This is a genomic window from Bradyrhizobium sp. Leo170, assembly GCF_004296405.1.
Taxonomy (GTDB): domain Bacteria; phylum Pseudomonadota; class Alphaproteobacteria; order Rhizobiales; family Xanthobacteraceae; genus Bradyrhizobium.
In genome coordinates, this window is record NZ_PSRR01000259.1 from 1 (window position 1) to 12,228 (window position 12,228).

Here is a 12,228-nt window from a genome sequence, read left to right on the forward strand (position 1 = left end):
CGCGGGTCGCGCGCACCGCGGCGAGCGCCACCACGTCGATCGCGGCCCCGGCAAATTCGGCGCGGTCGGCGGCCTTCGCCACCGTCCGCCGCAGGATCGCTTCCAGCCGGTCATGGCTCTGGTGATGCAGATGATCGGCCTTGGTCGCTGCAAACAGGATACGGTCGATCCGCGGCCGGAACAGCGCACTCAGGATCGTGCTGCGGCCGATGCGGAAGCAATCCAGGATGCCGGCAAGCGCGGCTTCGAGATCGTGCAGCGCCTCGGGCCCGGCATTGAAGGCGGCGAGCGCATCGACCAGCACGATCTGGCGATCGAGGCGCGCAAAATGATCGCGGAAGAATGGGCGGACCACGACGTCCTTGTAGGCCTCATAGCGCCGCCGCATCATCGCCCATAGCGAGCCGTCGGGCGCGGTGCCGCCTGTGGGAACTTCGAGCGGCGCAAAGGTCAGCGCCGGTGAGCCGGCGAGGCCGCCCGGCATCAGGAAGCGGCCGGGCGGCAACAAGCTCATGGCAAAGCGTTCGTCGCGGCAGGCGCGCAAATAGTCGGTGAAGAGTTTCGCTGCCTTAAGCGCCGCCTGCTCGTCCTCGCGGCCTTCGGCATCGAGCGTCTTCAGATGCTGATGCCAGGGCGCGGCGAGTTCGGCGCGCAGCGGCTCGCGTGACAACGCGAGGCTCTCAGTCGACCATTGCTCGAAACTCTTGCTGAGCAGCGGCAGGTCGAGCAGCCACTCGCCGGGATAGTCGACGATATCGAGGGTGAGCGTGCGGTCCGCGCCATTTTGCCGCTGGTAGTCGATGACGAGGCGAAGCTCGCTGATATCAGTGGTCGAGTTCGGCCAGCGCCGTTCCTCGACGAGGGTGCGGACATGGTTCTCGTAGTCGAAGCGCGGCACCGCATCGTCGGGCTGCGGCTCCAGACGGGCGCGTGCGATCCGGCCCGAGGCATAGGCCTCGAAGACGGGAAAGCGGCCGCCGCGGGTTAATCCATGGATCAGCGCCGTGATGAACACCGTCTTGCCGGCGCGCGACAGTCCGGTGACGCCGAGCCGAACGGTCGGGTTGAAGAAGCTGTCGCCATAATCCCAGAGCGCCCGCGCCGACAGACGCGCTTCCTCGACGATATCGGTGAGATTGAGGGCCATGCAGGCGAGGAGCAACCCGGGCGGGAGGAGGGCAATGGGCGAACAATTATCCGCAAAATGGCAATTGATGGGCCAAAATCAAGCACTTCGTCAGGCAGGTCAGGGCGGCGCCGTTCATCGCCGGTTCAAAAAACAGCCACGACGATGGGATAGTAGATCGGCTAACCTCCCAACGCCGATGTCCCCTCGCTTCTACCGATGCGCGCCAACTGGTCATGACGATATTCCGACTGAAGCAACTCGCCTCCAATTCGTTCCATGCGGCCGGTGCCGTGATCTGGAACTACGATCGCGCCGAACTGATCGCCGACGGCATCGTCCATGTCGTCGGCATCTGTTTCGGCTTGATCGCCGCCACCGTGCTGATCGTGCTGACCGCCATCTACGCGACGCCGGGCGATGTCGCGGTGGTCTCGGTCTATGTCGCGGGCCTCTTGGCCATGCTGGTGCTGTCGGCGACCTATAATCTCTGGCCGGTGTCGCGCGCCAAATGGGTGTTGCGTCGGTTCGACCATTCGGCGATCTATGTCCTGATCGCCGCGACCTATACGCCCTTCATCATGGAATTGAGGGAGAGCTATTTTGCGCTAGCGCTCCTGATCGGCGTCTGGTGCGTCGCGATCGTCGGCATCGTGCTGAAACTGACGCTGCCGGGCCGCTTCGACCGCCTGTCGGTCGGGCTCTATCTTGCCATGGGCTGGAGCGGGGCGATGCTCTATGATGCGGTGGTGAAGGTGCTGCCGGCGATGGCGCTGTGGTTCGTGGTCGCGGGCGGCGTCTTGTACAGTCTCGGTGTGGTATTCCACGCGTGGCAGCGGCTGCGCTTCCAGAACGCGATCTGGCACTGTTTTGTCTTGCTTGGCGCGGCCTGCCATTATACGGCGATCCTCGACCTCGTGCTCGCGAGCTGAGGCGCTGACAAACACACATCGGGAGGGGGCCATGCAGGTGGCAGAAAAAGTCGTGGTCGTCACCGGCGGCGGCAATGGCATCGGCAAGGCGCTGTGCGAGGCGTTCCATCGCGCGGGTGCCGCGAAGGTGGTGGTGGTTGATCTCGACCATGCGGCCGCTGAGAAGGTCGCGGCCTCAGTGGGCGGCGCGGCGTTCAAATGCGATGTCGGGCAGGAGAAGAATGTCCTGCATGTGATCGAGGCGACCGAGCGAATGTTCGGCCCGATCGCGCTGTTCTGCTCCAATGCCGGCATTGGCGGCGGCTTCGATCCGCTCTCCGTGAATGCGGGCGGCACCTCGGACGAGCCCTGGGCACGGAGCTGGGCGATTCATGTGATGGCCCATGTCTATGCCGCGCGGCATCTGATCCCGCGCATGAAGACGCGCGGCGGCGGCTATTTCCTCAACACGATTTCCGCGGCCGGTCTGTTGTCGCAGGTCGGCAGCCCAGCTTATTCCACCACCAAGCATGCGGCGGTCGGCTTCGCCGAAAACCTCGCGATCTCCCATCGCGCCGACGGCATCAAGGTCTCGATTCTCTGCCCGCAGGGCGTCGACACCAACATGCTGCGCTCGATCCCGAAGGGCCCGCAATCCGGCGACGGCGACCTCACGGCAGAACAGGTTGCGCAGGACGCATTGCGTGGCATCGAGCAGGAAACCTTCCTGATCCTGCCGCACGCGCAGGTGCTCGGCTACATGCGCAAGAAGACCGAGAACTACGACCGCTGGATCGGCGGCATGGCCAAGATCCAGGCCAAGATGCGCGAAGAGCACGGGAAATAGGCGCAGGCGGTGCAATCCCCACCGTCATTGCGAGGAGCGAAGCGACGAAGCAATCCACGCCTCCACAAGCGGTGAAATGGATTGCTTCGTCGCTTCGCTCCTCGCAATGACGTGGAAAGAACGGCGCACTCCGCACGATCCTTCTGTTTGGATGAGGTCTTTCCACGGTTACAGATGTAGCCACGCCCGGCTTGACCCGGGCATCCACGCGGGAGTTGAGTAGAGCGAAAACGGAAATTTGCGAGGACGTCATGGATTTCGTCACGGTGCGGAACGGATCGATCAACCTCAATGTGGCCGTCGCCGGCCGCGGCCCCCTGATCGTCTGCGTTCACGGGTTTCCCGAGCTCTGGTACTCATGGCGTCACCAGATCGGTTATTTCTCCGAGCGGGGCTACAAGGTGGCGGCGCTTGATGTGCGCGGCTACGGGCAGAGCTCCAAGCCGCAGGAGATTGCCGCCTACAGCATTCGCAATCTGGCCTCAGATATCGCCGCCGTGATCGATCAATTGGGTGACGGCAAGGCGATCCTGTTCGGCCACGATTGGGGCGCGCCGATGGTTTGGAATACCGCGCTGCTCTACCCGAACAAGGTGACGGCGGTCGCCGGGTTGAGCGTCCCGTATATCCCCAGACGACCTGCGCCGCTTCTCGACATGTTCAAGGCCGTCTACAAGGACCGCTTCTTCTATCAGCTCTATTTCCAGGACGAAGGCGTGGCTGAGAAAGAGCTCGAGGCCGACATCCCTGTCGCCCTGCGAAAACTCTATTTCGCCATCTCAGGTAACGCCCCGCTCAACAAGTGGCTCGACCATAAGCCGGTGGATGCGAAACTGCTCGACGGGATGATCGATCCGCAGCCGTTTCCGGATTGGATGAGCGAGAAGGACTTGCAGGTCTATGTCGACGCATTTCGCGCCGGCGGCTTGCGCGGGCCGCTCAACCGCTACCGCGCGCAGGGCATCGATTTTCAGGACCTGGCGGAGTTCGCCGAAAAGCCCGTGACGCAGCCATCGTATTTTGTGGCCGGCGAGCGCGACGCGGTTCGCGCGTTCATCCCCGGCATGGATCTCTATGCGAACCCCGGGATTGGCTGCACCGACTTTCGCGGATCGGTCATCCTCCCAGGCATCGGCCACTGGGTGCAGCAGGAAGCGCCGGCCGAAACCAACGCAGCATTGGAGCGGTTCCTCGACGGGCCTTAAGGGTACGGAGAGTAAGTGAGGTCCATGGGACCCCGCGTGGGCGGAGATTTTCGGTTAAGGGCCAATATCCGTGCCCTCTATCGTCGCGCCTTCGTCTGCGTGGGCTTCTTCTTCACCCTCCGAGTGAGCTTTTCTTCTTCAATACCTTTACGAGCCGCGCGCGCCCTGAGCTTCGCCTCTTGTAGAGGCGGCGTGCCGCTTGGCGAGACGACGCCGTCGTCGACCTTATGCTTGTGACGGCCGCGCTCGGCGTGGGACAGCCGCCAGCGAACCAAATCGTCTGCACCGGGGCCTTCTTTGATTGCGAGATCCAGGGCGCTTAGCTGCTCGCCAGTGTTCTTGTCGATGAAACTCCACCCGACGTCGGCCCCGGTTTTTCGATTCACAAACTTCAGCGGCGGCGCTGAAGCGCCAGAGACGTCGCAGCGATCCCCGATCTGCGCGAGCACCGGCATCACGGAAGCGATTTGCCAGCCCTTTTGGGTCAACAGATATCCAAATCGTTCTGGATTTACCTGATAGCGCCGCCGCTCGATCAGGCCATTGGCCTCCAGGTGTTTCAGCCGGTCGCTCAGCGTCGCATTGGTCACGCCAGACGAATGGCGAAAGTCCTCGTATCGGTTGAGACCGAAGACGAGGTCGCGCAGGATCAGCAGACCCCAACGATCGCCGATCACCGCCATCACGCCGGCGATCGAGCACACCATTCCGTCGAAACCCTTCGAGCGCATTTGCCATTTCCACGAGTTGCGCGAGGAGAATCGTCGCGCAGCTCTCATCATAAGAGCCAACTTAGGTCGGTAACGCGACAAATTCAACGAAGCGTGAGACGAGCCGAACTTTCTTGCTTTTCGCAGTCACTCTTATTACAAGAGTTAATGTGTAGTGATGAGTGCCGCCGTTTCGAATGACGGCGAAACCGCGCGATCACCGGGCGAGGCACCCGTTGGCCGGCCGCGACGCCGCTGCCAATCGGCGCAAAAGGACAGGGTCATCCGCGAGCATCCGGACGACCCGTTCATGCAAACCTGTGGAGATAACCATGCCCACGCACAGCACCTCCAAGATCTTCGTCATCGGCGGCACGGGCGCTCAGGGCTTGCCCGTCATCGGCGCCCTGGTCGCTGACAAGAAATATTCCGTCCGAGCCCTTAGCCGCGACCCTGCCTCCCGACGGGCAAATGCCGTTCTCGCACTCGGCAACGTGTCCATCCTCGAGGGAACGTTCGCGGACGAAGCCACGCTGCGGGAAGGATTCCGCGGTTGCGACGGGGCATACGTCAATATCGATGGGTTCAACACCGGCGAGAAGGCCGAGACCTATTGGGCAATCCGCAGCTACGAGATAGCCGTGGAAGAAGGGATCAAGTTCTTCGTCTATGGAAATCTGGACTACGCGCTCAAGAAGTCTGGTTATGATTCCAAATTCCGCACGGGTCACTATGACGGCAAGGGCCGCATGGGCGAATGGATTTTGTTTCAAAACCAAGTGAACAAAGACAGGATGGGCGCGGCGGTGTTCACCACTGGTCCATACATGGAGATGGCGATCTCGGCGATGACGCCCATGACTCCTTCTGTGGAGGATGGTGTCGTGACGTGGCGAGTTCCGCTTGGCAACGGAGCCGTGCCGCACGTTGCTCTTGATGATTGTGGCTATTATGCCCGCTGGCTTTTTGACAACCCGGAGCGTGCGAACGGCATGAATCTCGAAGTCGCCATCGAGCATGTTGAGTATCAGAAACTTGCTGCGGCGTTCGAGAAGGTGACCGGGCATCCGGCTCAATACATAGACACGGACTTGGACGCGTACTGGGATGGCCCGCTCAAGGCGGCTGCCGACCTGCCTGCTGGATACAACGCAGATCCCAATGACAAAAGCACCATGAGTTTCCGGGATAACTTCACCGGGTTCTGGAACGTCTGGAAATACGGAGTCGTTCAGAGGGATTACGGGTTGTTGGATGAAATTCACCCCAATCGGATCAGGAGTGTCGAACAGTGGCTTCGGCGGGAAGATCAGTTGGGAAGGGAACTTGGGAAGGGGAGCCTTTGGGAAAGAGTTCAACCGGAAAACCTGTACAAGTCACCGTCGCTTCTGAAGCTGACTGAGGATAAGAGGAAGGGGATGCTGTAGGGTGAACAGATGAAACAGGACGATCTTACAGCGACGGATTTCTACGGGGCTTGCGTGTGCCTCGGCCTGAACCGGGCCGCTCGCGCCACATCGCGAAGATACGACGCGATGTTCAAGCGCATCGGCATCACGTCCGGACAGTTCACAATCCTGTCCGCGTTAAGGCGCAACGAGCCGGTGCCGATCAGCGACATGGCCGATCTGCTCGGTATGGATCGCACGACGCTCACTCGCAACTTGAAGCCGATCGAAACCCTGAAGCTCGTTGCGATCCAGCCAGACGCGCGAGATCGTCGTATCCGTAGTCTGACGCTGACGGCCAAAGGCCGGGTACTCCTGAAACAAGCGGTGCCTCTTTGGCGAAAGGCCTAGAAAGAAAGCAACCGCCGCATAGGCCCCAATCGTTGGGACGAGCTCAGGCCGGCTCTGGATGTTTTGTCAGCCTGAGGAGCGGGAAAAGCGTCACGCATTTTTGTAGTTAAATACGTGTAACTACACCTAAGTGGAGATAGGTCATGGATCGAGAACTTGAGCTCCGCAAACGCCGCGGGACGCGCGTCTTGCTGGTGGTGCTGGCCATCTGGGGATTGGCGGTTGCCTTTGCCTCCGAGGCAGGCTTCTTTCGTGCCATTCCCACGCTGTTTCTAGGCGCCATCATCGTCCTGGGGATTGTGGTGCCTGTTATTGTCTACGCAATGTCCGATGGCTTCCGTGCATACATCGAAGCCATGGGTCTACGGTCGATAACGGCATTTCATATCTGGCGCATCGCCGCCGCGCTGGTTTTTTTCTGGTATGGGGCGCACAACCTTCTCCCGGAAACCTTTGTTCGAAACGCGGGGTGGGGCGACCTCATCACGGGGTTCTTGGCCCTCGGCGTTTTACTGCTGCCCGAGAGTCGCAACCGGTACTTGGCCCTCCACATCTTCGGCTTTGCTGATTTTGTCGTGGCGGTCGGTACGGGGTTGATCTTCTTCCTCCTCAACGACCCCCGCATGTCCGGCATCCAGACGCTGCCCATGGCGCTGATCCCGCTCTACGGCGTCGGCATTTCGGGTGCGAGCCACATCATGGCATTTGACCTGCTGCGTCGTGGCTCAGGGAGCGAAGTGAAGCGCGCCGCTATCCAGACATGACAGAGACAACACATTGACCGCGCGAAAACACCGCGGGCAGACAATCCACGAAGTCGTGAAAGGAAAAGAGATGAGCAACTCAAAGGTGAAGGCTCGAGCAACGCAGGATCCGACTGCTGAGACAAGCTTCTTTAGACGGCTATGGCAAGGCATTCTGCGGTTTGATGAAGCACTGAACTTCGACCCATGCAGCGACGTTGCGCGTCGGGTCACGGACCTTGAAAGTCAAATCGAAGCTTCGAAGATCCCGAACAGAACATCTTCGCCGCTGCAATAGCGCGCGTGGTCCACACGATACTACGCAAGGCAGTCCAATCATCGCCAACAACAGGGAATTCGTCATGAGGTCTCAACGTGGTCGCGCAGCAGCCAGCCTGCTGCTCGGTCTCCTGCTTTCTGGAACGATGCTTTCAGGCGCGGGATTTGCTCAATCGAGTTCGCGATCTGCCGCGGCCGCCGGCGAGCCGGCTTCACCTTGGGACCAGCGTGTGAATCCCGCCGCCGTGCAAGCCGACGCCTGGTTTGACAACTATCAGTTCCGTGACGGAGAGACGCTGGCGCGCCTCAAGATTCATTATTCGACTCTGGGCACACCGCACCGCAACGCCAAGGGCGAGATCGACAATGCGGTCCTTGTCCTGCATTGGACCGGGGCAGACAGCCGCGCGTTGCTGAGCCCGACCTACGCGAAGGCGCTCTTTGATCCTGGTCGTCCGCTTGACGCGCAACGTTACTACCTGATCTTTCCGGACAGTGTCGGCCACGGCCAATCCAGCAAGCCGAGTGACGGGTTGAAAGCGAAATTCCCGAACTACGATTACAGCGACATCGTCGACCTCCAGCACAAGGTGGTGACGGAAACACTGGGCATCAAACATCTTCACGCTATTCTCGGCATGTCCATGGGCGGAATGAACGCCTGGCAATGGGCCGAGGCCTATCCCGACATGATGGACGGCGTGATGCCGGTGGTCTCGCTGCCGATCCCAGTTTCGGGCCGCAACCTGCTCTGGAGGCGCATGGTGGTCGATGCGATCCGTGCCGATCCAGAATGGAAAAACGGGGACTATGCGGAGACCCCGCGCGGTTGGATCATGGGGTACAACATTCTGCGATTGATGATCGACAGCGCTTCCGCTCTTCAGCACGAAGTGCCTGACGGCCCCGCGGTCGATAAATTCCTGAGCGCCAACCGTCTCACAGCGGAGCACGTCGACGCAAACGATATCCTTTATTCGCTCAAATCATCATTCAGCTACGATCCTGAGCCTGAGCTTTCCAAAATCAAGACGAAGCTCTTCGCACTCAATTTTTCCGACGACGAGTTCAATCCCGACGAACTGCAGGTTCTCGAAAAGTCGGTTCCGAAGCTCGAACGCGGCCGTTACGCAGTTCAAGCAGGAACCCCGTCATCACCAGGCCATTTCACCATGACACGGCCCGACCTATGGGCCCAGCATGTCGCCGAGTTCATGCAGTGGCTTGGCGATACGCCGTCTCGGGCGAGCAACTAGAGCAATTTGCGGCCAAACGTCCTCGCACGTCCGATCAGCGCACAAAACACGATACCGGCAGCTATAGTGGCATGACCGCTGAACATCACGAGGCCGAGGCTCCAGCCCTGCCGAGCGACGAGAATGCCGAGCGCAAAAACCAGGGCGCATGCGCTGACCATGCGATGGACATATGTCGTGCTTGGCCGCAGGAGCCTGCCGAAGATATCGCGCTGCTGGCGATTCGTGGCGAACGCCAGCGCGGTGAACCCTGTGAGGCACAGCGCAAAGGAAAGGAGATGACTCATCCTGCTGCCCCGCCGGACGCAACGGCGGTCGGAGCCTCGCGGCTTGTCTTGCGCCTGAACTGAGATCTGGTCTCCTGCCGAGCCGTGCGTATCGCCAGGACCGCATGGAGCGCAGCGAGGGCCCAGCACATGATATCCACACCGGCGAAGACCCAGTCGCCTTCGGCCAGGCTGTGCCACAGCGGACGCTGCGTCGTCACGGCGTTGAGGACCGGCAAGAGAAACAGCAGCGCCGATGCCGCCCATAATTGCTCGACCCAGGCTGACTTGGCGGGACGCACCAAGGCATGCAGCAGTGTGAAGGCCCAGACGATGAAGAACAGGTCAATCTCCCAGTTGGCGCGGCCTTCCAACGGGTGTGGCAGCAGGCGATTGGCCCACAAGAATGCAGTCATTGCGATCGACAAGCCGGCGATGCTCGCGATGTTCAGCCGCTCCACAAGACGGAAACCAAAATAGGGACGATCCGGATCTGGCAGCTTCTGTCGCCGCTTCACGGTCCACATCACGAGGCCAGAACCGACCATGGCCGTACCCATGAAGCTCACAAGAAAATACAGCCATCGCGTGACGGTGTCGCCGAAGCGTCCCAAGTGGAGCGCATAGAGGACGCCTCGGGTTTCGGCCGCAGCCCCCACATCCTCGCGGACCGCCAGCAATTTGCCGGTGGTGCCTTCGAACTCCATATATTGCGGACTCATGGAAACGCGGCCCGCTTCTCCGCGCGTCACAGCCACACGCGCTGCCGCGTCTCCGGGATGAACCGCATTGACGCGCCCGACATTATCCCGGCCCCAGCGTTCCTGTGCCTGCCGCACCATGTCCTCGACCGATGCCAGCGGCACTTTCTGCCCGCTGGGTTTGCCCGGCTGGATGAAGGCACTGAGTTCGGCGTTGAGTTGCTGTTGCTCCGCCGGGTTCTTGAACGCCACGCGCTCGCCCCAGGGCATGTACAGCGCCATCATGGTCACCAATCCAGTGTAAGTGATCATGAAATGGAACGGCAGCCCGAACACCGAAAAGGCGTTGTGAGCGTCCAGCCAGGAGCGCTGTCCTTTGCCCCAGCGGAAGGTGAAGAAATCGACGAAAATCTTCTTATGGGTGATGACGCCGCTCACAATGGCCACGAGCATGAACATTGCGGCCGCACCCGCAAGCCATCTGCCCCACACCACAGGCATGTAGTGGAATTGGAAGTGGAAACGGTAGAAGAACTCACCGCCCAGCGTGCCGCGTGAGGTGACCCTCTGGCCGGTGGCGGGATCGAAATTGGCTTCGCCGAAGCCGCGCCCGCCCGGATTGCCTGCGGGTGTACGCCAGAAGGCGTAGACACTGTTATTGCGCGCGTCGGGCAGGCGTATGCTCCACTGCGAGGTCCCGGGCGCGATGTCGCTGAGTTCGTCTGCAATTCGCTGCGCCACCACCGCCTGATCGGGAATCTGGGACAGACGCGGCAGCTCCGGTCGCATCCATTGCGACAGCTCGTCCTTGAAATAGGACACTGTCCCAGTGAGGAACATGGCATAGAGAATCCAGCCGAGCAGAAGGCCAGCCCACGTATGCAGGCTGGACATGCTTTGCCGGATGCCGCGGCCAGCCACTTGCACATCGTTGTCCGTCTTCACGCGTCGGCCCCTCGTCAGGAAACCGACCACGCCGCCAGCGACAGCGGCACGGCCACGACGATCAGGCCGGCCCAGGCCTTCAGCGCGCTGCGCACGGCAAAGACCCAGATCACGGCGCCGGCGTAGATGGCAAAGCTCGCCAGCATGCCGGTGAGCACGGCCTGGGGCTTGGTCATGGGCAAAGCGAGCACGGCGACGCTGCTGAGCGCGGCCACGGCATAGCCGCCGAACAGGGCGGCGACGATGCGCGAGATGAGCGGGCCCGTGGCGCGAAGGCGATGTATCAGGGCGTTCATTTGCCCGGAGTAGCCGGCGGGCCCGCAGGAATTGGTGTCAAGCCGTTGGCATTCACATAGGTCACGGTGGTGGCATAGCTCACGGCATCATACTTCTCAGCGGCGTTGGTCCCCGTGCGCTCGCCGGGGCTGCGATCGTTGAAGCTGACTTCAGCGACGTAAGTGCCTTTCCAAGGCATATCGAACTTCACGAGGCCCTGCTCGTCGGTGTGAGCTTCCTTGGACCAGCCCGATTCTGTTACCAGCGTTACCTTGGTCTTGGCTTTGGGCTGATCCTTGAAGAAGAGCTTGAACTGGCCTTCCTTGCCGGTAGGCACGAGGTCCAGTACGAGCTTGGGCTGCTGCGCGGCAAAGCTGGTGATGAAGCGTGCGGCAGGATAGAACCAGTTCGTGACCTCTTTGTCTTGTTGCTTCCAAATATAGAGCGGGTAGCTCGCATCCTCCGCGACGATGCCGTCGCCGGAAGCCGCGGAAAATGGCAGCGTGAAGCCGTTTGCGGTCTTCGTGGCGTCGGACTTCTGCTCGCCCTTGGTGGAGATGAGCCTACCGGTCACCTTGGCGAACTTGTCGAGCAACCCCGGTGATGCTTCACGAAGGTTCTCGCCGAACTCGCCGAAGCGAACGACGGCATTCTGCCCTTCGGGCTGTTCGATCCAGATCTGATGCGCCTGCACGGGCGTTATCACGCCAAGCAGGGCAACTACGGCGATGAAGGACTTTGTCATGACAAGCACCTTAGAAGTCGAATGCCGCGGATACGATGTAGGTTCGAGGTGACCCCACCGTCACGAATGTGCCGGTCGTGAGCCAGTAGTTCTCGCCGGTCACGTTTTCGATGTTGGCGCGTATCGTGACAGGCCGGCCGTCGATCGAAGTCGCGTAACGCGCGCCGATGTCGACACGAGTCCAATCGGGGAACCGCAGGAGATTGGCGCTGGTGAGATAGGCGCCCGACGTATAGATCACCCGCCCGTTGAGCGAGAGGCCCGGGATCCAGGGAGTATCCCAGTCGAGGCTGGCGGAGAATGTCTTGTCCGGCACGCCTTGGGCGTCGTTGCCGCGCTCCAAAGGATTGGTCGGGTTGGTCAGTTCCGGACGCAGGAAGGTTGCGCTGGCCATACCGCGCAGGCCAGGCAGCAACAGG

14 protein-coding genes are annotated in these 12,228 nt (G+C 60.9%); 7 read left to right on the top strand and 7 right to left on the bottom strand.

All coding sequences use genetic code 11. The features are described from left to right. Positions 1-1,147 (bottom strand): YcjX family GTP-binding protein (locus tag CWO89_RS31680; RefSeq protein ID WP_130582440.1); only part of this gene is annotated, 1,147 nt, incomplete at its 3' end. Between the two features lie 215 nt (positions 1,148-1,362). On the opposite strand from CWO89_RS31680, the gene trhA reads away from it, so the two are divergent. The 3 genes from trhA to CWO89_RS31695 all read left to right on the top strand — a co-directional run bounded on the left by trhA (position 1,363) and on the right by CWO89_RS31695 (position 4,089). After that, positions 1,363-2,058, top strand: a complete 696-nt coding sequence (trhA, locus tag CWO89_RS31685) for a PAQR family membrane homeostasis protein TrhA (protein ID WP_130582441.1) — start codon at positions 1,363-1,365, stop codon at positions 2,056-2,058. 31 nt (positions 2,059-2,089) lie between these two features. Then, positions 2,090-2,884: an SDR family oxidoreductase gene (locus tag CWO89_RS31690; protein ID WP_130582442.1), complete on the top strand. Its 795-nt coding sequence runs from the start codon at positions 2,090-2,092 to the stop codon at positions 2,882-2,884. A 251-nt stretch (positions 2,885-3,135) separates the two neighbouring features. After that, on the top strand, positions 3,136-4,089 hold the full coding sequence (locus CWO89_RS31695; protein WP_130582443.1) for an alpha/beta fold hydrolase: 954 nt from the start codon (positions 3,136-3,138) through the stop codon (positions 4,087-4,089). A gap of 77 nt (positions 4,090-4,166) precedes the next feature. Here the strand turns inward: CWO89_RS31695 and CWO89_RS31700 are convergent, their stop codons facing one another. Next, a complete protein-coding gene (locus CWO89_RS31700; RefSeq protein ID WP_130582444.1) occupies positions 4,167-4,820 on the bottom strand; it encodes a winged helix-turn-helix transcriptional regulator in 654 nt (217 codons plus the stop codon). 311 nt (positions 4,821-5,131) lie between these two features. Between CWO89_RS31700 and CWO89_RS31705 the strand changes: the two genes are divergently transcribed. From CWO89_RS31705 to CWO89_RS31720, 4 genes are all read left to right on the top strand, one after another. Then, positions 5,132-6,226, top strand: coding sequence for an NmrA family NAD(P)-binding protein (locus CWO89_RS31705; protein WP_130582445.1), 1,095 nt, complete (start codon positions 5,132-5,134; stop codon positions 6,224-6,226). Positions 6,227-6,235: 9 nt separating this feature from the next. Then, a complete protein-coding gene (locus CWO89_RS31710; protein ID WP_130582446.1) occupies positions 6,236-6,598 on the top strand; it encodes a MarR family winged helix-turn-helix transcriptional regulator in 363 nt (120 codons plus the stop codon). Between the two features lie 143 nt (positions 6,599-6,741). Then, positions 6,742-7,362, top strand: a complete 621-nt coding sequence (locus tag CWO89_RS31715; RefSeq protein WP_130582447.1) for a DUF8737 domain-containing protein — start codon at positions 6,742-6,744, stop codon at positions 7,360-7,362. A gap of 218 nt (positions 7,363-7,580) precedes the next feature. After that, a complete protein-coding gene (locus CWO89_RS31720; protein ID WP_207234614.1) occupies positions 7,581-8,876 on the top strand; it encodes an alpha/beta fold hydrolase in 1,296 nt (431 codons plus the stop codon). On the opposite strand, the gene CWO89_RS31725 is transcribed toward CWO89_RS31720, so the two are convergent. From CWO89_RS31725 to CWO89_RS31745, 5 genes are all read right to left on the bottom strand, one after another. Further along, positions 8,873-9,163 (bottom strand): DUF3325 domain-containing protein, encoded by a 291-nt coding sequence (locus CWO89_RS31725; RefSeq protein WP_130582448.1) that lies wholly within the window; start codon positions 9,161-9,163, stop codon positions 8,873-8,875. The two genes, CWO89_RS31720 and CWO89_RS31725, sit on opposite strands and share 4 nt — an antisense overlap. Continuing rightward, complete coding sequence (locus CWO89_RS31730; RefSeq protein ID WP_130582453.1) at positions 9,160-10,737, bottom strand: PepSY-associated TM helix domain-containing protein; 1,578 nt, start codon at positions 10,735-10,737, stop codon at positions 9,160-9,162. Before CWO89_RS31730 ends, CWO89_RS31725 begins: the two co-directional genes overlap by 4 nt. A gap of 65 nt (positions 10,738-10,802) precedes the next feature. Beyond that, positions 10,803-11,084, bottom strand: a complete 282-nt coding sequence (locus tag CWO89_RS31735) for a DUF3649 domain-containing protein (RefSeq protein WP_130582449.1) — start codon at positions 11,082-11,084, stop codon at positions 10,803-10,805. Beyond that, entirely contained in the window at positions 11,081-11,809 is a 729-nt protein-coding gene (locus tag CWO89_RS31740; protein WP_130582450.1) for a cobalt ABC transporter substrate-binding protein, read from the bottom strand. Before CWO89_RS31740 ends, CWO89_RS31735 begins: the two co-directional genes overlap by 4 nt. Before the next feature lie 10 nt (positions 11,810-11,819). Beyond that, positions 11,820-12,228, bottom strand: a 409-nt coding sequence (locus CWO89_RS31745) for a TonB-dependent receptor domain-containing protein (protein WP_130582451.1), incomplete at its 5' end; no start/stop codon positions are given.

What these genes read in the sequence shown, in the direction of transcription:
- CWO89_RS31710 (WP_130582446.1), top strand. Translation starts at nt 6,236, where the DNA reads ATGAAACAGGACGATCTTACAGCGACGGATTTCTACGGGGCTTGCGTG.
- CWO89_RS31740 (WP_130582450.1), bottom strand. Translation starts at nt 11,809, where the DNA reads ATGACAAAGTCCTTCATCGCCGTAGTTGCCCTGCTTGGCGTGATAACG.
- CWO89_RS31715 (WP_130582447.1), top strand. Translation starts at nt 6,742, where the DNA reads ATGGATCGAGAACTTGAGCTCCGCAAACGCCGCGGGACGCGCGTCTTG.
- CWO89_RS31730 (WP_130582453.1), bottom strand. Translation starts at nt 10,737, where the DNA reads ATGTCCAGCCTGCATACGTGGGCTGGCCTTCTGCTCGGCTGGATTCTC.
- CWO89_RS31695 (WP_130582443.1), top strand. Translation starts at nt 3,136, where the DNA reads ATGGATTTCGTCACGGTGCGGAACGGATCGATCAACCTCAATGTGGCC.
- trhA (WP_130582441.1), top strand. Translation starts at nt 1,363, where the DNA reads ATGACGATATTCCGACTGAAGCAACTCGCCTCCAATTCGTTCCATGCG.
- CWO89_RS31735 (WP_130582449.1), bottom strand. Translation starts at nt 11,084, where the DNA reads ATGAACGCCCTGATACATCGCCTTCGCGCCACGGGCCCGCTCATCTCG.
- CWO89_RS31690 (WP_130582442.1), top strand. Translation starts at nt 2,090, where the DNA reads ATGCAGGTGGCAGAAAAAGTCGTGGTCGTCACCGGCGGCGGCAATGGC.
- CWO89_RS31700 (WP_130582444.1), bottom strand. Translation starts at nt 4,820, where the DNA reads ATGCGCTCGAAGGGTTTCGACGGAATGGTGTGCTCGATCGCCGGCGTG.
- CWO89_RS31725 (WP_130582448.1), bottom strand. Translation starts at nt 9,163, where the DNA reads ATGAGTCATCTCCTTTCCTTTGCGCTGTGCCTCACAGGGTTCACCGCG.
- CWO89_RS31705 (WP_130582445.1), top strand. Translation starts at nt 5,132, where the DNA reads ATGCCCACGCACAGCACCTCCAAGATCTTCGTCATCGGCGGCACGGGC.